Origin of the sequence: Myxococcus vastator (assembly GCF_010894475.1) — a bacterium.
Lineage (GTDB): Bacteria > Myxococcota > Myxococcia > Myxococcales > Myxococcaceae > Myxococcus > Myxococcus vastator.
In genome coordinates this window covers 1-20851 of the sequence record NZ_JAAIYB010000100.1, presented here as the reverse complement: position 1 = coordinate 20851, position 20851 = coordinate 1, and the positions used below count along the sequence as shown (strand labels likewise).

Annotated in this window: 17 protein-coding genes and 1 pseudogene; 8 read left to right on the top strand and 10 right to left on the bottom strand. The window is 70.3% G+C overall.

Features of this window, described 5'->3' with window-relative positions:
* Window positions 1–558: pseudogene (locus tag G4D87_RS12830) on the bottom strand (hypothetical protein); the annotation flags it as partial.
* A 180-nt stretch (window positions 559–738) separates the two neighbouring features.
* Window positions 739–930, bottom strand: a complete 192-nt coding sequence (locus G4D87_RS12825) for a CsbD family protein (RefSeq protein ID WP_163782344.1) — start codon at window positions 928–930, stop codon at window positions 739–741.
* Between the two features lie 217 nt (window positions 931–1147).
* Here G4D87_RS12825 and G4D87_RS12820 point away from each other — a divergent pair, with 217 nt between their 5' ends.
* Window positions 1148–2923 carry a methyl-accepting chemotaxis protein gene (locus G4D87_RS12820; protein WP_163782343.1) on the top strand — a complete coding sequence of 592 codons (1776 nt, stop codon included), beginning with the start codon at window positions 1148–1150 and terminating at the stop codon, window positions 2921–2923.
* 105 nt (window positions 2924–3028) lie between these two features.
* Here the strand turns inward: G4D87_RS12820 and G4D87_RS12815 are convergent, their stop codons facing one another.
* A complete protein-coding gene (locus G4D87_RS12815) occupies window positions 3029–3883 on the bottom strand; it encodes a hypothetical protein (RefSeq protein WP_163782342.1) in 855 nt (284 codons plus the stop codon).
* Between the two features lie 83 nt (window positions 3884–3966).
* Window positions 3967–5535: a phytoene desaturase family protein gene (locus G4D87_RS12810; RefSeq protein ID WP_163782341.1), complete on the bottom strand. Its 1569-nt coding sequence runs from the start codon at window positions 5533–5535 to the stop codon at window positions 3967–3969.
* Window positions 5536–5712: 177 nt separating this feature from the next.
* Between G4D87_RS12810 and G4D87_RS12805 the strand changes: the two genes are divergently transcribed.
* From G4D87_RS12805 to G4D87_RS12790, 4 genes are all read left to right on the top strand, one after another.
* Window positions 5713–7488: a CHASE domain-containing protein gene (locus G4D87_RS12805; RefSeq protein WP_163782340.1), complete on the top strand. Its 1776-nt coding sequence runs from the start codon at window positions 5713–5715 to the stop codon at window positions 7486–7488.
* Between the two features lie 142 nt (window positions 7489–7630).
* Window positions 7631–8839, top strand: coding sequence for a DUF4374 domain-containing protein (locus G4D87_RS12800; protein WP_163782339.1), 1209 nt, complete (start codon window positions 7631–7633; stop codon window positions 8837–8839).
* 78 nt (window positions 8840–8917) lie between these two features.
* Entirely contained in the window at window positions 8918–9541 is a 624-nt protein-coding gene (locus tag G4D87_RS12795; protein WP_163782338.1) for an MXAN_6652 family MXYO-CTERM-anchored protein, read from the top strand.
* 126 nt (window positions 9542–9667) lie between these two features.
* On the top strand, window positions 9668–10861 hold the full coding sequence (locus tag G4D87_RS12790) for a serine/threonine-protein kinase (protein WP_240358225.1): 1194 nt from the start codon (window positions 9668–9670) through the stop codon (window positions 10859–10861).
* A 6-nt stretch (window positions 10862–10867) separates the two neighbouring features.
* Here the strand turns inward: G4D87_RS12790 and G4D87_RS12785 are convergent, their stop codons facing one another.
* Window positions 10868–11236 (bottom strand): helix-turn-helix domain-containing protein, encoded by a 369-nt coding sequence (locus G4D87_RS12785; RefSeq protein ID WP_163782337.1) that lies wholly within the window; start codon window positions 11234–11236, stop codon window positions 10868–10870.
* A 162-nt stretch (window positions 11237–11398) separates the two neighbouring features.
* Between G4D87_RS12785 and G4D87_RS12780 the strand changes: the two genes are divergently transcribed.
* From G4D87_RS12780 to G4D87_RS12770, 3 genes are all read left to right on the top strand, one after another.
* Window positions 11399–13267: a serine/threonine-protein kinase gene (locus G4D87_RS12780; protein ID WP_163782336.1), complete on the top strand. Its 1869-nt coding sequence runs from the start codon at window positions 11399–11401 to the stop codon at window positions 13265–13267.
* Between the two features lie 31 nt (window positions 13268–13298).
* A complete protein-coding gene (locus G4D87_RS12775) occupies window positions 13299–14219 on the top strand; it encodes a DUF2381 family protein (RefSeq protein WP_338044950.1) in 921 nt (306 codons plus the stop codon).
* Window positions 14220–14375: 156 nt separating this feature from the next.
* Window positions 14376–14699, top strand: a complete 324-nt coding sequence (locus G4D87_RS12770; RefSeq protein ID WP_163782334.1) for a hypothetical protein — start codon at window positions 14376–14378, stop codon at window positions 14697–14699.
* A 401-nt stretch (window positions 14700–15100) separates the two neighbouring features.
* Here the strand turns inward: G4D87_RS12770 and G4D87_RS39370 are convergent, their stop codons facing one another.
* The 5 genes from G4D87_RS39370 to G4D87_RS12745 are packed head-to-tail and all read right to left on the bottom strand — an operon-like array spanning window position 15101 to window position 20489.
* Window positions 15101–15829, bottom strand: coding sequence for a hypothetical protein (locus tag G4D87_RS39370; protein WP_240358224.1), 729 nt, complete (start codon window positions 15827–15829; stop codon window positions 15101–15103).
* A gap of 13 nt (window positions 15830–15842) precedes the next feature.
* Window positions 15843–17096 (bottom strand): DUF4150 domain-containing protein, encoded by a 1254-nt coding sequence (locus tag G4D87_RS12760; RefSeq protein ID WP_163782333.1) that lies wholly within the window; start codon window positions 17094–17096, stop codon window positions 15843–15845.
* Window positions 17084–18166 (bottom strand): hypothetical protein, encoded by a 1083-nt coding sequence (locus G4D87_RS12755; RefSeq protein ID WP_163782331.1) that lies wholly within the window; start codon window positions 18164–18166, stop codon window positions 17084–17086. Before G4D87_RS12755 ends, G4D87_RS12760 begins: the two co-directional genes overlap by 13 nt.
* Before the next feature lies 1 nt (window position 18167).
* The gene (locus G4D87_RS12750; protein ID WP_163782329.1) at window positions 18168–19172 is read right to left on the bottom strand and encodes a DUF2169 family type VI secretion system accessory protein; all 1005 of its coding nucleotides are present in this window, start codon (window positions 19170–19172) and stop codon (window positions 18168–18170) included.
* 21 nt (window positions 19173–19193) lie between these two features.
* Window positions 19194–20489, bottom strand: coding sequence for a TIGR02270 family protein (locus tag G4D87_RS12745; protein WP_163782328.1), 1296 nt, complete (start codon window positions 20487–20489; stop codon window positions 19194–19196).
* Between the last annotated feature and the right edge of the window lie 362 nt (window positions 20490–20851).

Genomic DNA, 20851 nt, shown 5'->3' with positions numbered 1-20851 from the left:
CTTGAGGGCCCCGCCTCCCGCGCGCGCGGACTCCTCTCCACCACCACCGGGCTTGCCCCCGATGTACCAGAGCCAGGTGATGCCTCCCCACGTCGACGACGGCGCGTTCGCCGACACGTAGTTCTGGGCGTGCCTTTCGCACGAGGCGCCGGGCTGCACGCCCAGGGGGACGACCGCCTCGTGCCCGCCCAACGAGAAGCCGAAGTCCGAGTGCTGGCACGTGCCGTACGACGTACACGTCTTCGGGCTCGTGTCCGCGCCACAGGCCGCGGTCGTCTGCCGCGCGTAACACTCCAGGCTGTAGGTGAAGCCGCCGGTACACGTCCAGTCACCGGTCGCGATGTCCTCCGGCGTGCAGGCGAGGCCGTCCTCGACGGTGCGGGTGACGATGGGCGCATCCGGTGACTCGGTGCCCAGGGGCATGGGCTCACCGCAGCCCCAGAGCGCCAGCGCGGCCACCACCCCCTGGAGCCAGCGCCGATGCCGGCTTCTGGCGGGCGCGTGTGCCCCGGGCGGACACACGTCTCCCCTCAACGACGAACTTCGCGACACCTGCATGGAGGACTCCCCCTCGTTCGGGCTTGCGACGGCGAGAAAGGGCCGTCCAACACCGGATACGAAGGGAGCGGGGATTCCTGGTCCTCACGCTGAAATGAAACGAGCCGCGAGGAAGCCTTCCTCGCGGCCCGAAACCTTCACATGCACCTGCATGCGCCCGGCAGGAGCCGGGAAGGACAGCTAGGGCTCGCCCCGGCGCGGCTTGTCGGAGTCGACCGCGTCCTTGATGGCGCGCTTGGCGTCCTCAATCTTCCCCTTGATGGCGCCCTTGGCGGAGTCACGCTTGCCCTCGGCCTCCAGCTCACGGTCGCCGCTCGCGGTGCCGGCCACTTCCTTGACCTTGCCCTTGGCCTTGTCGGTCCACTCGCCCATGACGGGTCTCCTTTCACAGCACACAGCGTGTTGGAGCCAGAGTGTGGGCATGCCGAAGGGGTCGCGCAGGCGCCCCAGGGCCGCTCGCCTGGCCAGCAACCAGGGGAGCCCCGAATTTCCATACTCGCTGGATGAGGCGGAACAAGACTGGACATTGACGGCGGGCCATTCGCGCCCCACGCTGGGGTCACCGTTACCCAGGAGCACCGCTTCCCCGATGGCCACCTCCTCGCTACCGACTCCTGGCGCCCTGCTACGCCGGCTCTACCTGCTGCGGTCCGTCATCACCACGGTGGCCTTCACGCCCGCGGTCTACGTCGACATGCAGTTGCTCGACCTGTCGGGTGCGCGGGAGTTCAAGATTTTCCTGGGCATCATCACCCCGGTGGTGCTCGGCCTGTGCGCGGTGGTGCAACCCCTGGTGGTGATGCCGTGGCTGATGAAGCGCGCCCTGAGCGCCCAGGGGACGACGCGGGTGGAGCGGCTCATTCGCATCCCCTCCAACATCGCCTTCGTGGAGATGATGGTGTCGTGGACGCTGGGCGGCATCCTCTTCAACGGCGGCGCGGTGCTGCTCCTGGACCGGCCGGTATCGGTGGTGATGGTGGGCGTGGCGGTGGCGGTGAGCGCGGGCCTCTTCAGCAGCCCGCTGGCGTACATGCTGTTCGAACGGGAGATGATGCCCACGGTGCTGGACGCCTATCAGCGCGCGCCCAGCACGAAGCCCGCGGGTGAGGGCTTCGCCACGCGCCAGTCGTGGCTGCTGCCCGCGATGGTCGTCTCCGCGCTGCTCATCACCTGTCTGGCCAGCATCGTCACGCTGCACCTGCGCCTGGAGCGCGGCATGGGCGCGCTGGCGGCGGACCTGGCGGCGCGGGGCGACACCGCGGCGGCCGAGCGCGTCCAGGCCACGGTGCGGCCACTGGAGGCGGAGCTGGTGCGGCCCGTGGTGGTGCTCGGCGGGTATGCCGCGCTGGGCTCCATCCTCACCGCGGCCTGGGCGGCCCGCCGGCTGGCCCGGGGCGCGCGCGCGGTGGGGGCGTCCCTGGAGGCCCTGGTGGAGGGCCGCGCCACGCCGCCCCAGTGGGTCTCCTCGGATGAAGTGGGCGACCTGGCGGCCTCGACGTGGCAGCTCTACCAGCGGCTCCAGGAGCTGCCGCGCTCGCTGCGCGCCTCCGCGGGGGACCTGGCCGACGCGGGCCAGCGGCTGTCACACGCCAGCTCCCAGCAGAACCAGACGCTGTCGCGGCAGGCCGCGGCACTGCACCAGGCGCGCGCCACCGCGCAGGAAATCCAGCGGGCGTCGCACGTCACGCACTCGCGCGCCACCAGCATCCTCCAGGTGGCCGAGCGCGCCGCCGCCGTGGGCAAGCTGGGCGAGGAGTCCCTGGCCGGCACGGAGAAGGGGCTCACCGTCATCCGCGACATCGCGGCCGGGCTGCACGAGCAGATGCTGGACTTGGAGCAGCGCGCCCGCGAGGTGGGCCGCGTGTCGGAGGTGGTGAAGTCGCTGGCGGACCAGTCCCACATGCTGGCCATCAACGCGGCGATTGAAGCCACGCGCGCGGGCGAGCACGGCAAGGGCTTTGGCGTGGTGGCGCGGCAGATGCGCGACCTGGCGGACCAGTCCGTCCGGGCCACCAACCAGGTGCGCGGGCTGCTGGAGGGCATGGCCTCCGCCACGCAGCAGGCCACGGCGATGTCGGACCAGGGCGCGGAGGGCGTGGCCGAGGCGCTGCAGCCGCTGCGGCACAGCGGCGAACGGCTGCGCGAGCTGGCGGGCCTGTCCCAGGAGTCCGCGGTGGCGGTGCGGCAGATTACGGAGGCCGTGTCGCAGCAGCACGCGGGCGTGGACCAGCTCTTCGCGGCGGTGCGCGAGCTGGACGAGCTGACGACCGACACGCTGCGGCACCTGGACACCACGCAGCAGGCGGCCTCGGCCGTGAGCCACGCGACGGGGCAGGTGTCGCAGATGGCCGAGCGCTACGTCTGACGCGGCGGCTCGCCCGTGCATGAGCGCGGGCCCCGTGCCGCCTGGAGCGGCACGCGCTCGGCGCCTCCGCGCTCGGCGGTGCGGCGGGCCAGCCCACGCGTGCCGTCAGTCGCGCGACGGGGCGTCGTCCTCCGCGCGCTCGGCGAGCAGGGGCGTCAGGCGCCCTTCGGCGCTCAGCACGGGCGTGCGCAGCAGCATGGCGAGCTGGCCCACGAGCACCGCCAGTCGCGTCAGCCGCTCCCGGGGCTCCTCGCCGCCCTCCTCGAAGCTGGCCGCGTCCAGGTAGGCGAGCTGCGCCGAAGCCCGCCCCTGCAGCCCCGCCACCCGCTGCTCCAGCGCCGTCAGCCGCGTGCGCAGCGCGCCCAGGAACGCCGTCGTCCGGTCCAGCAGCCCGGAGGCGTCATCGAGCGCCCGCGCGCCCTCCTCCGGCGCGCTCCCCGCGAGGATGCCGCGGGCAGAGAGGGCCGCGTACAGCGGCGTCCCATCCAGCACCACCGGCGGCGACTCCTCGTCCAGCCAGCCCCGCTCCAGCCACGCCAGCACGGACTCCAGCGCGGCGGGCACCTGGACGCCCACGCCCAACAAGGGCCCACCGCGCCGCGTCGCGCGGGAGGGCGCTTCGCGCAGGAGCGCGCGCAGCGCCTCCAGCGCCTCGGCGTCGAGCAGCTCGGCTTCCCGGACGTACCCCCAGCGCTCCAGCCGCTCCAGCAGCGCGCCGAAGGGCACCAGCACCTCCGCGTGCACCCGCGCCTGGAGCGCGCCGTAGGTGGCCACGCCGTCGCGGACCTGGAGGCGGTCCGCCCGGAGCGCGGCCACGGCCGCGCGGTGCCGCTCACGCGCCTGGGCCCGCCGGACATCCTCGGGCGGGGTGACGCCCGTCTCCGTCAGCACCTTCCGCACACCCAGGCCCAGCGCCGTCAGCACCAGGCCACCCACCGCGAATGGGATGAAGAAGGGCATGCCTCCCGACTATGCCAGCTTCGCCCCCGTCCCGCCCGGCGGATGCGGGCGGCCCTTCCCCGCCTGCAGGGCAGGCGCGCCGCTCACCCCGCGCGAGCTTGAGCGGGCGCCTCCGGCTCCAGCGGCGGCACATACGGCCAGCCCGGCAGCGGTCCCTTGCCCGCCTCACGCGTCAGGTAGTCCGCGGCGATGTTCGCGCTCTCCATGATGGTCAACAGGCCGCTGCCCGGGTGCGTGCCACCGCCCACGAAGTACAGCCCTTCGATGTCGCGGTTCTTCACCTTCGGCCGCAGCGGCCCCAGCTGCAGCCACGTATGCGACAGGTTGAACACCGCGCCCCGGAACACGTTGAAGTCGTCCCGCCACGTCTCCGCCGTGAAGTAGCGCTCCTCGCGGATGTGCTGGCGCACGCCCTTCAGCCCCACCTTCTCCAGCATGGCGGGGATGCGCTCGCGCAGCGCCTGCTCCGTCTTCGCCCAGTCCACCGGACGGCCCGTGTTCGGCGTGGGCACCAGCACGTACAACGTCGAATGGCCCGCGGGCGCGCCGGACGGGTCCGTCACGCTCGGGTTGCACACGTAGAAGGGCGGGTCCTCCAGGTCGACGTGCCGGTCCTCCAGCGCGTCGCGGTCCGTGCGCCGCGCGGACTCCGACAGGTAGATGAGGTGGTGCGGCAGGTCGGCGTACACCGTGTCCAGGCCGTAGTACGCCATGAACGTGCTGCACGAATACTTCGCCCGCTCCAGCGCCGCGTCCGTCAGCCGCGAGCCTTCCCGCGCCTGGGCCGGAATCAGCGACTGCGCCGCGTAGGCCAGGTCCGCGTTCACCACCACCGCGTCCGCCTCCAGCACCTCGCCGCCCACCAGCTTCACGCCCACCGCGCGGCCCGCCTCCACGCGCACCTGCTCCACCGGCGTGCCCATGCGGAAGGTGGCGCCCAAATCCTGTGCGCAGCGCATCATGCCGCGCGACAGCTCGCGGAAGCCGCCCTCCACGTGCCAGACACCGAAGGCCAGCTCCAGGAAGGGAATCACGCTGAACACCGACGAGCACGTCGTGGGGTGCAGGCCCAGGTACTTGGACGGGTACGCCAGGGCGTACGTCAGCCGGTCATCGTGGAAGAAGCCGTCCAGTTGCCGGTACAGCGTCTGCCAGGGCTTGAAGCGCAGCGCGGACGCCAGCCGCCACGGCGCGTAGTAGCCCAGGTTGTCCGCGGAGGTGCAGATGAACTTCTCGTAGGTGATGCCGTACTTCTCCCGCCCGTCCTCCATCCACTGGCGCAGCGCGGTCGCATGCCGCGGGCCGAACTTCGCCAGCTCCGCCTCCATGCGGTCCAGGTGCCGGGTGGTGTCCAGGTGCGTGCCGTCCCAGAAGTGCACCCGCGTGTTGATGTCCAGCGGGAGCAGCTTGACGTAGTCCTCCAGCCGCCGGCCCGAGCGCCGGAATATCTGCTCCAGCACGCCCGGTAACTGGAGGATGGAGGGCCCGGTGTCCACCGCGTATTCGGCCGACGCGCCCAGCGTCAGCCCCTTCATCCGCCCTCCGGGCACCGCGTCCTTCTCCACCACGGTGACCTGGAAGCCCTGCCCCGCCAGGTTGATGGCGGCCGACAGGCCCCCCGGTCCCGCACCCACGACGATGACGTGCCGCACGCTGCCTCCCTCGTTCGCCGCCCTGACCTACCGGATGCCAAGGCCCTCCGGTACCCGGGTGAACGAAATCCCACCTTCTCATTCATGTAGCGAACGCCCGAGCCGGCCAGGACGTTACAAGAGCACCGTCCGACACTGGCTCCCGGGCAGACGCCATTCCAGCCTCCTCCCCCCACCGTGCCACCGCGATCCTCTTCCCATCTTCGCCGCAACGCCGCCGCCTACTGCGTGGTCCTGGTGGGGCTGCTCATCACCGCCGCGGCGACGGCCTATGTGCAGCAGAGCATCCACGAGCGCCGCCTGCGCCGCTTCGACGACGCGGTCCAACACGGGGTGCTGGGCCTCCAGCAGCGCCTGGAGCTGAACCAGTCCCTGTTCCTGGGGGTGCATGGCCTGTTCACCGGCAGCCGCTACGTGGACCAGGCGGAGTTCGGCGCCTACATGGAGAGCCTGACGTTGAATCGCACCTTCCCGGAGCTGGAGGGCATCGGCTTCGCGCGGTGGCTGCCGCCGGAGGGCGTGGCCCGGTACGACGCGGCGGTCCGCGACGGGCAGACGCCAGGCCAGCCCATGTGGCCCCAGGGCCCGCGCGCGGCCTACACCGCCATCGTCATGATGGACCCCCTGGACGCGCGCACGCGGCAAGGCCTGGGATTCGACATGCTCACCGAGCCCAGCCGCCGGGCCGCGATGCTGCGCGCGCTGGATACGGGGCGCCTGGCCGCCACCGGGAAGGTGCGGCTCATCCAAGGCTGGGAGGACGCCGAGGGCCGCGTGGGCTTCGTGCTCTTCATCCCCGTGAACACCCCATCGCGGGACGCCCGGCCTCCTGGAGCTTCCACCGAGAATCTACGCGGCTTCGTCTACCTCCCCATCGCCATGGAGGACCTGACGAGCGAGCTGCGCTTCATTGGCTTCAAGGAGACCATCGACCTGGAGGTGTATGACGGGACGGAGGTCCGCGACGCCGCGCTCCTCTACGCGTCCAGCCGCCCGGCGTCACGCGGGGCCCCCGTCTTCCAGCAGGACGTGAGGATACCCGTGGCCAGCCAGACCTGGACGCTGCGGTTCAGCGCGAGCCACGCCTTCATCGCCACCGGCACCACCGGGCAGCGTGGCACCGTCATCGGCGCCGGGCTGCTGGTGACGCTGCTGCTGTTCTTCATCACCCGCTCGCAGGTCCGCGCCCGGACCACGGCCGAGGTCGCCAACACGGAACAACAGCGGCTGACCGGCGAGGCCCGCGACGCCGTCCAGGTGCGCGACGACTTCCTCAGCATCGCCGCGCATGAGCTGCGCACGCCCCTCACCAACCTCAAGCTCCAGCTCCAGCTGCTGTACCGCCAGCTTCGCGGCGAGGGCTCCCTGGACGTGGAGAAGCTGGCGCAGCGGGTGCAGTCCAGTGAGCGGCAGACCACGCGCCTGGCGACCCTGGTGGACAGCCTGCTCGACGTGTCCCGGCTGGCCCGCGGCCGGATGGAGCTGAACCTGGAGTCCGTGGACCTGGACGAGCTGGTGCACGAGGCCGTCCGCCGGTTCGAGGCGGAGGCCAGGACAGCGGGGGTCCAGGTGACGGTGGACTCGCCCGGGCCCGTGACGGGCCAGTGGGACCGGATGCGGCTGGAGCAGGTGCTCACCAACCTGCTGTCCAACGCGCTCAAGTACGGCCACGGCGCCCCCGTGGACGTGCGCGTGCGCTCGGACGAAGCGCACGCGACGCTGGAGGTGGAGGACCACGGCATCGGCCTGCCGCCCGAGGACGCGCAGCGCATCTTCGGCCGCTTCGAACGCGCCGTCTCCAGCCGCCACTACGGCGGACTGGGCCTGGGCCTCTTCATCACCCGCCAGCTCGTGGAGGCCCTGGGAGGCCGCATCAGCGTGGCCAGCACCCCGGGCCAGGGCGCCACCTTCACCGTCGTGCTGCCCTTGAGCGGCCCAGGCTCCGTGGCTTGACGCGCCCGTCCGGTTCTTGACTTTTCATGAATTCCGCCTAAACAGCTCCTGAAATTGAGAATGCGTATCGTTTTCACTCGAAGCCTACAGCTCCGCTCCGGGTGAAACGGCGCCCCGCTCCACTTCCAGGAAGGCCGTCTTCATGAAGCAGCCCTTTGCCCGTTCGGGTTTCCGCCTCTCCGCCGCCGCGCTCGCGCTGTCCCTGATGGGCGGCTGTGACGACTCCGGCGACGACTCCACCGGCCCGCTGTACGCCATCACCACGCAGGACCTCAACGCCGACCCGGCGGAGAGCTACGTGGTGGTGACGCGGGAGGCGGAGCAGACCGCGCAACTGTCGCTGGACGGCGCCATCAAGGTGTCCGGCCGAGCGCTGGGCGTGGGCATCCGCAAGTCGGGCCAGGTCTACGTGGTGTCGGACGACAGCCCCGTCGTGACGCGCTACTCGCTCACCGAGGACGGCCGTCTGGAGCAGTCGGGCACGGTGAGCTTCGCCAGCCTGGGCGTGAGGTCGCTGGGCGAGTACCAGGCGAACTTCCAGTTCGTGTCGGCGACGAAGGCGTACTTCTTCGACGGCATCACCGCGCAGGCGGTCATCTGGAATCCCACGGAGATGACCGTCACCGGCAACATCGCGCTGGACGCGCTGGAGGTGCCCGACACCGAGATGGCCTTCTCGGGCTCGGTCGTCTCGGACAACGGGCAGCTCATCATCCCCGTGGGCTGGCGTCCCGTGGCCGGCGTGGGCATCACTCCGCGGACGGGCGTGGTGGCTGTCGACACGGCGACGGACACGGCCACCGTCGTCACGGATGAGCGGTGTGGCTACGCGCACGACGCGGTGCTCGGCCCGGACCGCAAGGTCTACGTCGCGACGGAGGCCTACGGCGCGGCGGTGCACCGGGTGTCGGCCGACGCGGCGCCGGAGCCGTGCCTGCTGCGGTTCGACCCGCAGACGCGCACCTTCGACACCGGCTTCCACCGCTCGCTGTCGGAGCTCGTGGGCGGCGGCACCGCGGGCTCGCTCGTCCCCGGCCCGTCGGGCACGGCGTACCTGCGCGTGCTGGATGAGAGCGTCGCCCCGGTGCAGGAGGGCGCGCACCCCCGCGGCATCGCGAGCGGCGCCGGCTGGCAGTGGTGGGCGCTGAACCTCAACACGCTGACGGCGACGCGGAGCACCGGGTTCCCGGCCACCTCGGGCAGCAGCTTCCTCTTCCACACCGAGAACCAGACGCTCTACACCGAGTTCGGCGCGGGCTCCGCGTCCACGACGCTGCACGTGCTGGGCGACAACGGCCGGCCCACGCTGACGACGCAGGGCCTGTCCTTCTCCCTGCTCCAGCTGCGTTAGGCGGAAGTCTCCGGGGCACCGCTCACGCGGGGCCCCGGCCGTAGCACCACCGGGTTTCACCCCTCTCCTGGAGTGTCCATGCGTCTTCCGTTCCGCGTCGCGGGCGTCATCGTCGTGTCATCGCTGTGGTCCATCCCCGCCTCCGCCACCAGCACGGGCGTCACCGGTCAGACGGGCAAGGCGGGTCCCACGTGCAGCACCTGCCACCAGGGCGGGGAGCTCCCCACCGTCGCGCTCGAAGGGCCCGCCACGCTCGCGCCGGGCGCCACCGGCCAGTACACCTTCATCATCCGGGGCGGTCCCGCCAGGACGGGCGGCGTGGGCATCGCAGTGGACAGCACGGCGGCCTCGCTGCAGCCCGGTGAGGGAATGAAGAAGCTCGGCGCCGAGCTGACCCACTCGCAGCCCCAGCCCTTCGCGAGCAACGAGCTGCGCTTCAACTTCAGCCTCGTCGCCCCCGCGACGGACGTCACCCTCACGCTCTTCGGCGCTGGCAACTCCTCCAACGCGGACCTCCACACCGACGGAGACCGGGCCGCCGCCACGAAGCTGAGCGTGAAGGTGGGCCAGGGCACGCCGGCCATGGAGCCGGATGAGCCAGACGAGGAGAGCGGAGGCTGCGCCGCCGCGGGCAGCGCGCCGCTGTGGGCCCTGCTGATGGCCGCCTCGCCGCTGGCCCTGCGGCGCCGCCGCCGGAGCTGAGGCGTCGTTCGCGCGGGTGGATGAGGCCCACGCCTCATCCACCGTGGAGGTGAAGGCGCGCCTCTTCACCTGGCTCCAATCACACGATAAACTGAGGAGGTTTACAACCTGCATCCGGGAGTCTCCGTGCCCATCCGCCCCCCGCAGCCCAGGCTCCGCCCGATTACCGAGGAGGAACAGGCCCGCGCGCATCCCGCGCGACGGCCGACCCTCTTCCAGGTCGCGGGAACGCGGTACATCTATGTCAGCACCCTGGACTCACGCCCCAACGGCGAGGTCCTCATGCGGGCCGAGCGACAGGAGCGACACGGCCTGAGCGGCCCGGTCCTCATCCGCCGCGTGAGCTCGCCCGCCACGTTCGAGCGCAGGCAGCGGTTGGTGGAAGAGGTCCAGTTGGCCTACCGGCTGAACCACCCGGCCATCGCCAAGGTCCACCTGTTCACCGTCCATTCAGGTAAACCCTACGTCATCATGGAGTACGTGGACGGCCCCACCCTGGACGGCGTGTTGAGCCTGATGGCCCTGCGGCGCCAGCCCGTCTCCACCGCCTTCGCACTGTACGTGGGCGCCGAGGTCGCGGACGCGCTGGCCTATGCGCACCGCCTGACAGATGACCAAGGGGCGCGGCTGGGGTTGATTCACCGGGACGTGAGCCCGCGCAACGTGAGCGTGGGAATGGGCGGAGAGGTGAAGCTGACGCACTTCGGCGCGGCCTACACGCATCTTCGCGGGCGCGAGGAGACCCAGGGCGGTCTACGCAAGGGGGATGCCGCCTATACCTCGCCGGAGTACCTGCACTGTCTGCCATTGACTCCCGCGGCGGACCTCTTCTCGCTGGGTCTCGTCCTGCTGGAGCTGGCCACGGGACGCCACCTCTTCCATTCCGCCCTGGAATGGCTGGCGGTGCCTCTTCCGTGGCGGCAGCGGGCGCCCGTGGAGGAGGAACCCTCGCTTCCGCTCACGCGTTTGATGATGTTGCTGGACGCCTACAAGCCAGACGACGTGGAGGAGGCAACCGCCGGTTTGCCCGAGGGGTTCCGGGCCGCGCTGCGGAAGGCCCTCCGCAAACGTGCCGATGAACGCTACACCACCGCGGAGGAGCTGCGAGACGCGCTGCGGGACTGCCTCGTCCAGGTTCGGGAGGCCAGCGGCGGCCGCCCCTATGGCCGCAAGGAAGCCGCCGAGGAGCTCGCCCGCCTCATCGCCGAGGCCAGCCAGCACCGCGACGAGGCGGAGCCTGGAGACGAGCGGCTCTTCCCCTCCGGGCTGGAGGCCCATGAGCTCGGAGCGGCCCACTTCAACGAGACGACCGAGCCCTGACGCATCCTATCGGCCCAGCGCGCGCGCCATCGTGACGAGCGCCTCCAGCTTCGGCTCGTCCAGCTCACGCGCCAGCGTCACCAGCCGGCGCAGGAGCGGCGGCTCCTTCTCCAAATCACGCCGCTCGTCCTTGCCGGGCCGGGCCAGCCCCAGCAGTTCGTCCGTGGAGACGCGAAGGACCATGCTGAGGCGGCGCAGCATGCCCGCGCTGGGAACCATCTTTCCCCGCTCCACGCGGCTGTAGACCATGGGGTGCATGTCCACCAAGGCCGCCACCTCCACCTGCGTCAACCCCAGGCGCGCGCGCGCCTCGCGCGCCGCCTTTCCCACCATCATGCCCAGTTGTTCGTCCATACGCGGGAGAACGTAGCGCATCCGACGGGATGGCTGGGGCAGAGGGCAAGTCTCTACCTTTAGAGTTCTAGAGAAGCTAAACTCCCGCTGCTGGACCGCGTCCCGCCTTCGCCATGCCGGGTCCATCCAGAGACAAGCCCCATGCGACAGGGAAGCGATGACCTTGGCAGGAGGGGCGGACGGATGAAGGGACAGCGCCTTCGAGGAGACGTGGCCATCGGCACCCAGGTGGGGGGCTTCGTCGTGGAGGGGCTGCTCGGGATGGGTGGCTGCGGCGCCGTCTTCCGCGCCCGGCGGGGCACCGCGCGCGTCGCGCTGAAGCTCCAGTCGATCGCCGCACTGGGCGGCCGGGCCCAGCGGGAGGTGGACATCCTCCGGAGGCTGGACCACCCCAATGTCGTTCGCTTCCACGCGTGCGGCCTGTGGCGGGACACGGCCCCCGAGTGGTTCTACCTGGCGATGGAGCTGGTGGAGGGCCGGCCGCTGAACCAGTGGGTGGACGAGGAGAACCCCAGTCCACGGCAGGCGACGGCGCTGGCGCTCGCGCTGGCCCGAGGGCTCGCGGCGGCGCACGCGGAGGGCGTCCTCCACCGGGACGTCAAGGAGTCCAACATCATGGTGCGCGACGCCACCGGGACGCCCGTGCTGGTGGACTTCGGCGTGGGCTCCTATCCCGGCGCGCCCCGCCTCACCCGGGAGGTGCTCCCCCCGGGAACACCGCAGTACCGCAGCCCGGAGGCGCTGGCCTTCCGCAAGTCGCATGCGGGCGTGGACGGGGCGCACTACGCGCCCACCGCCGCGGATGACCTGTATGCGCTGGGCGTCGTCCTCTACTGGGTGCTGACGGGCCGCGCGCCCTACTCCGCCCCGAGAACGCCGTCGGAGGTGGAGCACGTCATCTCCCAGCCCCCCGAGCCGCCGCGCGCCGTGAACCCGCGGGTGCCCGGGCCGCTGGACGCGGTGTGCTCGCGTCTGCTGGAGAAGCAGCCCACGGCGCGCTTTCCCAACGCCGCCGCCCTGGCTGAAGCCCTGGAGGCCGCGCTGGCAGCCGCGGACGACGCGTGGGACCGGCCCCTGTGCGCGTCGTGGGAGGACTCCCCCGAGCTCCCCGCGCCCCCTCCTCCACGGGATGGGCTGGAGGGCTGGCTGCATCAGGGGGAATCCGCTTTGGCGCCGCCCAGGCGTGGCAGACGGCCGGGGCGCGCCCGGCCTCCCGCCGAGGTCGGCCGCGTGGGTCCAGGGGACGCGGGGTCAAGGTCCGCCGCGCCCTCCAAGCGGCTTGCGCCAGGGGCCTCACGCTCCTGGAGGCCCGCCGCGCTGGCGCTCATGGTGGGCACCCTGGCCGCGCTGACGCTCGCGTGGGCGCTCACGCGGCGCGATGGCGCGGCGCCAGCGAGTGGGGAGCGTCCAGAAATGGCGTCGCCGCGCACCTCGCCGGAAGCTGTCCAGGTCGCGGTCCCGCCCTCGCTGGCGGCCCTCCTCCCCGCGACCGCTGCCGCTCCCATGGCGCGCGACCCGAAGGAAGCCTCGCCCGTGAAGAAGCCAGAAATCGCCCCCTCAGCTCCGCCCCCGTCACGCTCGGTGGGCGCGCGGGCCCGGCGCGCCGCCGTCGCGGCCGCCGCATGCACCGCGCTGGCCTGCCCGGCCGGGCCCGAAGTGCGTCCCGCCCCTCCCTCCGAACCGTGCCCGGAGGGCGCGCTGCAAGCGATGGAGGCGCGGGGCCTCCGCATAGGAGAGCTGGGCTCTGTGCACTTCGACCGAGGGAATCCAACGAACATCACCGTGAGCGAGGGCTGGGTGCGCGTCCGCGTCGGGGCCACGCCCTATGGCCTGGCGAACGCGACCCTGAGCGGACGGCTCAGCGTGAGTGAACGCATCTACGGCCGTTTCACGGAAGCGGAGAAGGACGGCGAGCGCTTCCCCGTGTGCGTTGAGCTCAACTACCCGGGCGACAACCTGCGCGGCGTGCCGCGCGTGGGAGGAAACCATCCGCCCGCCGAGCCCATCATTCGCTCCGTCGCGGGCCTGAAGGTAGTGAGGCGCTTCGAGTGACACCGCGTTCCCACACCTGGGGTCTCCCGTGATGAATGCCTCCGCGGCGCTCCTGCTCGCTCACTCACTCCTCATGGCACAGACGGCCGCCCCCCCGCTGTCCCCTGCCGCCCCATGGGCACCGACAGCGCGGCGCCTCACGGTGGTTCTCCAAGCCCCTCGCTCCGCCATTCCGCATCCGGAGGTGCGCATCAGCCCTGGAATGGGCACGCTGCTGCTCTTCGACACACCAGTGGCCCGCGCGGAGTTGGAAGGTGAGAAGCACTTCACCCGCGTGCGGCTGGCGGGTGACACCTTGACGCTGATGCCCTCCGCGAGCGTGGAGGAGCGCGAGGAGCTGCGGATGACCGTCCACTTCGCGGATGGCGCCGCGCCCGCGAGCGCGACCTTCCGGCTGGTGCCCCACCCCACCCTGGCCGACCGTCAGGTGGAGGTCCACCGGCAGGCTCGAAGCGCGGACTCGCTCCATGCCGAGTTGCTGGAGAAGGAGGAAGAGCTGCGGCGCCTTCGAGAAGAACTGGCGCGGATGGAGGCGGCCCGGAGCCTGCCAGATGGCCTCACCGGCATGCTGGCCATCAGGCACCTGGACGAGACTGGCGTGCGGGCGCGCTGGAATGATGAACAACTCGTGCGCCATCCGCGCAACGCCCTCGAAATAAGGAGCGCGACGACCTATCGCGCCGCTGCCCAGGTTGCGGTGGCCGTCGAGTGCGAGGAACTGCGCGGGGGAGCGCCATGGGAGGCCCGGGGCGCGACGCTGGTTCCCCGCGAAGGGGCCGCGCTCCGCGTGCTACGCGTCTGGCAGGCCGCGCCTACCGCCGCGGGCATCGTGGGCCATTTCATCGTGGAGGCGGAGGCCACGGACACCATGAGCCCAGGCCCCTACACGCTGACCGTGTGGACGGGGGGCGACAAGCGCTCCGTCATCCTCGGCAACCTAATGTTCCCGTGAGGCCCTCCGCCGGGCGCAAGTCATCCCATGGAACGCCCGTAGCGTAGTCCTCGGGGTGGCAGGCAAGAGTGTCTGGGTGTACTGAGGCGAATCCTCAGGGCCCTGCGTGTGGGAGACATACAGGGTCCGGTCTCTCTCTCTGCTAGACAGGAGGCCATGTACAAACCCATCTTCGTTTTCCTCACAGCCCTTGCCCTCTCAAGCTGCACCATCGCCCGGCCCGCCACGCTCACTGTGCCCAAGGAGCGCGCCGCGGAATGCCGGACCATCTGCAAGGACCTCGACATGCGACTGGGCGCGGTCGTGGTCATCAGGAACAGCGCGGGCTGCGTCTGTGAACCTCGCGATGAAGCGACGGGCACGACTCCCGGCAAGAGCTCTTCCGCGGTGATTGGTGGCGCGGCCATCCATACCGCCATTGAGCTCAACAGGCAGGAGCAAAACAGGCAACAGCAACAGCAAACACTGCGCCCGCGCTAGCTTCCGCCGCTCCCGGATGAGCGCCACCTGCGCAAAGGCTCGCGGGAGCGTTCCGCTTCGCGGAGAAGTAGCGATAGACGCCCGGATTGGGCGGCGTTTCTCCGAAGTGGTGGCGGCCTGCGAGCGAAGAGGGGCGGAGGCCACGCCCGAGGTACCCCAGGCGCTGCAGCGGGGGGACGTGCGCCTCACGCCCGTGGCGCTGCAGGCACTGGTGGCCTTCGGGAATCCTGCTGCGGTGCCCCTCGTAATCCAGCGACTCATCCAGCCTGAGTTCCGCACCCGGACACTCAAGAGCCTCGCGTCCCTTGGGCACGTAGCCCGGCCCATGACACACAATCACCAACGGGGAGCGGGCGGCGCGGCCGACATGCGTCACGGCCTCTCGCCTCCCTGCGCTGCGCCTACCGCGCGACGACGCTCTTCAGCCCTGACCTTGTCTCGAACGCCTGGGTCAGTCGCTCCAGCTCCGCCGCGTCCTCGCAGCCCAGGACGAATGAGAAGGTGGGCTGAATCGGGTGCCGGTAGAGCAGCAGCGCTGCGTCTCCTCGCTCGTACAGCGCGCAGTGCTCCGCAGGCGGGATGCGCTTGAAGCCCTCCTCCTCGGCCAGCGCAGTCACCCCGTCCGAACGGGAACGAACTGAGGCAGCGGCCACATCCGGTGACGAGAACCTCCTCCGGAAGGGAAGCTGTGGCAGCCGAAGCTCCTTGAAGGCCTCTACGTAGAGGAACTCTTCCAGCCCGACATACTGGGGAGAACTGGCCTCGGGAGGATAGTTCTCCTCCAGGGCCCTTCGGACGACCAGACAGTCGTCGGCCCCATGAGGATGCGCCCGGTCCAGGAACCAATCAAAGCTGGAAGGTCCGTTGTCTCCAGCCACCGCGATGTACCGCCCGCGCAACAGCCAGGGCATGGCGCGGTAGACGCTAAGGGTCCCGCCAATGGTGAAGGAAGCCTCAGCCAGCTCAAGGCCCCCCATGCTCTCTCCCATTGTTTCAAGGAAGCGACGGTAGGCACCTGGCAGAGGACCCGCGTCGTCCTCCAGAACTGCGATTTCATACTTGTCAGCTGGGACAGCCTCCATGGAAAAGCCAGGACGGTATTTCTCGATGAATTCGACCAGTGCTTTCATTGTCGCTCCTGAATCATGCGCAGCTTGTTTTGCAGTACATGGCGGGGAGTCTCTGCTGGCAGTTCAAGCACGAAGGCACGTCGTCTCCATTGCCGAATGGCTGTTCGCGCTCCTCGGGCTCGGAGAGGCGTTGAGTGTCCAGATCTTCTATCTGAACCTTGAATTTTATTCTGGGCCCACGGTCGGGCCTCAACCCCTCAATCGCAGGGTAGAACAGTCGCTCAATAAGCTGCTGGGGCCTGTGTCCTCCGTGTCTTTCCATGATCTGCTTGGCGGCACAGTCCCATTCTTCCTGCCTGGCCTCCGAACCGACGGGGGAACTTGCACATACGAAGCCCTCGGAATCTACGGCCGCTATGAAGCCCGCAGGCGCGTGGCCTGAGCAAGCCGCAAGCTTCTTGCCTCTACATGCGCAAATCATTGCGCCGATCATGTACCCCTTGGTGTAGGTGCCGCTGGTTCGGCTGAAGCGGAGAATCGCGTTCGCCCTGAAGGACTCCCTGAAAGATTGGATTTGAGCATACAGGGTCGCAATCTCGCTCGGCAGTCTTGCCAGCTCTGCCGTTTGATTTGGATTCGGGCCCCTTCCCTGCCTTCTTCTTTCTTCTGTGCCCTTTGCTTCCAACTGCTTGAGAGTCGCGCGCTTCCGTCCAAGCTCCTTGTCCAGCTTGGCGTACTCAAGAATCTGCTGTTTCTGTGCATCGAGCGCCATCTGGAGCCGTTCAAACAGCGCCGCGATCGCCGTCTGCGTCTCTTCTCCCGCCTCCAGCGGGTGCGTCTTCCCGCAGAGCGAGCACGGGATGTCGTCGCCGTAGATGACGCTCATGACGCCGGAGGCCTGGATGATGCCCGTCATGGTGGCGGCATTCGCGGGGCTGCCGGACGGGCCGCAGTTGTTGAGCATGGGGTCGCCCAGCAACTGGACACTCCGCCCCTCGATTTTGACGTTCATCGAGCCGGGGCCAATGAACTTCGTCGGGCCGTGAGTGTTGCTGGAGATGAGCCCCCCGCCCGTCCCCTTGCTGGCCATGTCCCCCTTGCTGCCGAAGCTGGCTCCGGCGATGGCCACGGGGTGCCCGTTGATGGTGACTGTCTTCGAGTACCCCTCGGGGGCGTCGCCGCTGTTGCCGATGTTGGGCAAGGGCGTGGGCACGAAGGGCGCCGGCGGGCCCGGCATCTTGCAAACGTTGGGCAACGTGGCTGAGGCGACGCCCGCGCTGCCCTGGGTGACGGGCGTCCTCGGTGCGTTGACTGTTACCTTGGCCATGGCTTCGCTCCTTCCTCATTTCCGGACAGTGGCTCTTCCAGCAGTGCGGCGGCGCGCAACCCGGCCTCCGAACTGCCCCAGAGCAGCGCACGGGGGCCGCTCGCATACCGACGCCGCCAGGACTGCGCACAGAGGACGAGGTTCAGCGCGCCCGTGGCGGCGCCCACCTCGCCGCAGCTGCTCACAGGTGTGTGAATGGCGGAGGCGTCATGGAACGCGGCCCCCAGCCGCAGTGCGACGAAGCCCCACTCCTCGGAGCGGTAACGCTCGCCGTTGAGGTCGCTGTGGACGCACGCCACCGCCGCTCGCGCGCCTTCCAGCGGCGCGAGCACCTCGCTCACGGCGGCCGTCAGCCCCTCGCCCAGGTTGAGGTCATCGGTGTGGATGCGCTTCGTCTCGCGGGCCGTGGCGGCGGCGCGCACCGTGGCGTGGGGTGCCAGTCTCCACCGGCGCGCGTCCGGCGCGGCCATCACCGCGACGAAGGCCGCTGCCTCTCCAGGGGCGAAGCCCGTGCGCGCGCCCTCTTCGAGCCACTGGTTCCGCGCGCGCAGCCAGGCCAGCGTCCGGACGTCATGGTAGCTGTCGACGCCTCCCACAATCACCAGCGGAGCGCGGCTGACACGCGTCACGGCCTCGCGGAGCCCTTCTATCGCCGAAGCATGGCCCGTCAGCCGAGGCTCCACCTGAAGGCGCAGGCGCTCACGCCCCAGTGCCGAGAGGGCGGCGACGACTCGCGAGGCATCCGCGTCCTTCCATCCCGGACGCTCATCGGGCAGTCCCACCAGCACCGGCACGTCGACATCCTCCATGTGGAGGGCGGACGCCAGCCTGGCGAGGACCTCCTCCAAAGCCGCGGCCCCCAGCGCGGCCATGCGCGCCGCACCGCTCCACTCCCGCGCGTCCAGCAGCCCGTCCCTGGCGATGAATGAGTCCGCCCGGCGCCCCAGCTCCGGCACCTGGACGCGCCGCACGCGGCTGATGCCCGCGCGCACCGCCGCCGCGACACTCTCCGCCGTCGTCCCCACGGGCGCACGCGCTCCCGCTGCCACAATCACTGCCTCGACGCCCATGTCAGTCCGTCCTCTCTGTAATGGCTGTGAAGTCGAGGCAGTCGATGTCCCGAGGGCCGACCCGCAAGCCCGTCTGGAAAACCATGCGCACCTGCTTCAGCTCGGGCTCGATGACGACGGCGCCCAGGGTCGCATCGTGGAAGCGCCGGACGGCGCCGAACCAGGTGGTGAAGCCGAAGCGCAGGCGCGGCAGCGTGAAGTGGAGCGAGCCCTTCGGCGTGAGGTGCACCAGGGCCACCTTCTCTCCGCCCACGAGTCGGCGTGAGGGCCGCTGGTCAGCGGGGGCGCAGAAGGCGAAGCGCTCGTCGAAGTCTCGCGGCAGCAGCGGGTGTCGCGTCTTCCGCCAGACTTCGTCGAAGGTGCCCGCCAACTCCAGACGCGGCGACCAATGGCTGGCGATGGGGCCAAACCCGGCCGGCCCCGACTTCGCCGGGTTGCCCCGCAGGTATTCGATTCGGTGGGCAGGCTGGTCCACCAGGTGCGCCTCTCGGATGGCCACTCCGCGGCCCACGGGGTTGCGCGAATCACTGACGTGCTTGCGCGCGTCCGCGTCACGCGTGTCGGCGCCTCCCCAGGCCCACTCGTAGAGAATGGGCTGGGTGACGAAGGGCTTGGGAGACGACGGCTTCACGCCCGTCAGGCCGCGCGTGTAGAAGCGCTCGCCGTACACCACGAGCATCTTGTCCACATCATGGATGCGGACGGCCACCTCGACGCTGGATGCGGGTCGCCCACCGGGCGCATGAGCGCACGCGTTGACGAGGACGTCGGTGTGGGACTTGGGGGCGACGAGCTCGGCCTCGTAGCGCAGACTGGAGTGCCCAGGCTCCCCCCAATAGACGGGCTCCTGTCGAGGCGGCTCCTGCGCGTCCGCGAGGCGCAGGCGGCCCGCGTCGTCGACGTCGAAGGTCGCCTTGAGCGCAATGACCCAGTGGTGGTGGCCGTCCTTGTCGCGGACCCACGTCCGCTCCACCGCGTAGGGTGTCTTGTTTTGAAGTGCCCACATGGTTGGTGACGAGGCGTGCCGTCAGCGCAGGCCGCTGTCGAAGGACCGCGTGCGGATGCGGACGCTGGCGGCCCGGGCCTTGGCCAGCTCCACGCGCTGGACGTGCGTGAAGGCCCGCGTGCGCACCGCCAGCGTGCCGTGACTCCGCAGGGCCAGCTCGCGGGCCAGGACGTGGCGGCGGCGCATCGGACTCGACTCCAGTGCCTCCACCAGCACGCTGCCGTTGAAGGGCCGGCCGAGGAGGTACCGCGTGCCCTTCACGAAGCGCCTCTTCTCCTTGTCCCACCAGTTCTTGACAGTGGCCACGTTCGGCCACGGCAATTCGTCCTCGGGCCTGGGCACCAGGTCCGCGTCCAAGTCCTCCTGCGAATCCGGAGGCGGTGGAGCACCCTCGGGCCTCTCGCCAGGGCGCAGGGCGTAGGGCACTTCCAGCCGAAGGCCTGTCATGGCCGAGAAGGCTTCCCCGGCCAGCTGTGCCACCGCGGGCACCTCCAGGTTCGCGACGCACGTCTCCATGGCCGCCACCCGGCCGCTGAAACCCAGGGCCCAGAGGACATGAGGCCGAAGTTGCTCCGCGTCCAGCAGCGCCAGCAGCAAGGAGACGTCAGCCTCACTGCCGCCGATGGCGAGGAGCACCATGGCATCGAGGCTGTGCGCGTCGCGGGCGCGCACGGCGGCGCGGCACGTCTCCCAGGCTTGCCTCACACCAGAAGCCAGTCCTGCCCCCATCGCCGCGGCCCGAATGCTGGGGTGAGGGGAGTCCAGCAGCATGGGAAGCAGCCTTCGCGCGGCGTCTTCCGGCAGGGGCAGGGCGGCACGTAGGGCCGCGACCCGCGCCCGCGGCTCGGCATGGGTGAAGAAGTCCGCCAGCACCTCGGGAGGCGCCTCCTGGCGAAACGCCAGCGCCTCCAGCACCTCGGCCCGCAGCGCGGCGTCCTCCTCCTTCAACAAGTCGAGCAGGCGTGCGCCCAGCCCTGGGGCCTCGCTGAGCTCCAAGGCCCGTCGAATGGCGGCACGCGCGTCGGGCCCGGCCTCCCGCAGTCGCAGCAGGACTTCGTCCACCTCGCCAAGGGCCAGCAGCGAGAAGGCCGCCGCGCGGATGCGGAAGGCGTCCTCTGACTCGAAGGCCGGGCGCAGCACGGATTCCGCCGCGGTGGATGCGCCAACCACCAGCCCGTCCAGGTGCGCGAGGAGAAGCGCCTCCAACCTCGCGGTTTCAGTCAGCGAAAAGTCTGGCGCCCCCAGCGCCTTCTCCCACTGCATCCACCGGAACTCGGCCTCGTCGAGGTGCTCCTCCAGCACGTCCACCAAGAGCATGGCACCCTCTCCCCCTCGATTTCGCGGAGCGCCGCTGCAAAGGCTGACATGAACGCGCGAAGGACTTCTTGCTTCGCTTGCGGCCGGCGCATGAGAGCCATTGCGTTGAGTGCAGTGGCGCTGACGAACATTAAGTGGAGAACGCGCGGCCGAGACAACGCGTGCCAGCCCCTGTCCGGCAAGTCGCCGTCATCCCGTGAACGGAGCCGACGGCGACGTGGCTTGATTGGAGCAGCGGCCGTCACTGACATCGCCCTTCGGGGCAACACCCGAGCAGCGCCACGCTCCCAGGCCGCGCGGCGGACCTGGGGCGCCGCCGTGGCCTCTCCTGAGCGCCGTCCCCCGGCCGCCTCCTGGGGGAG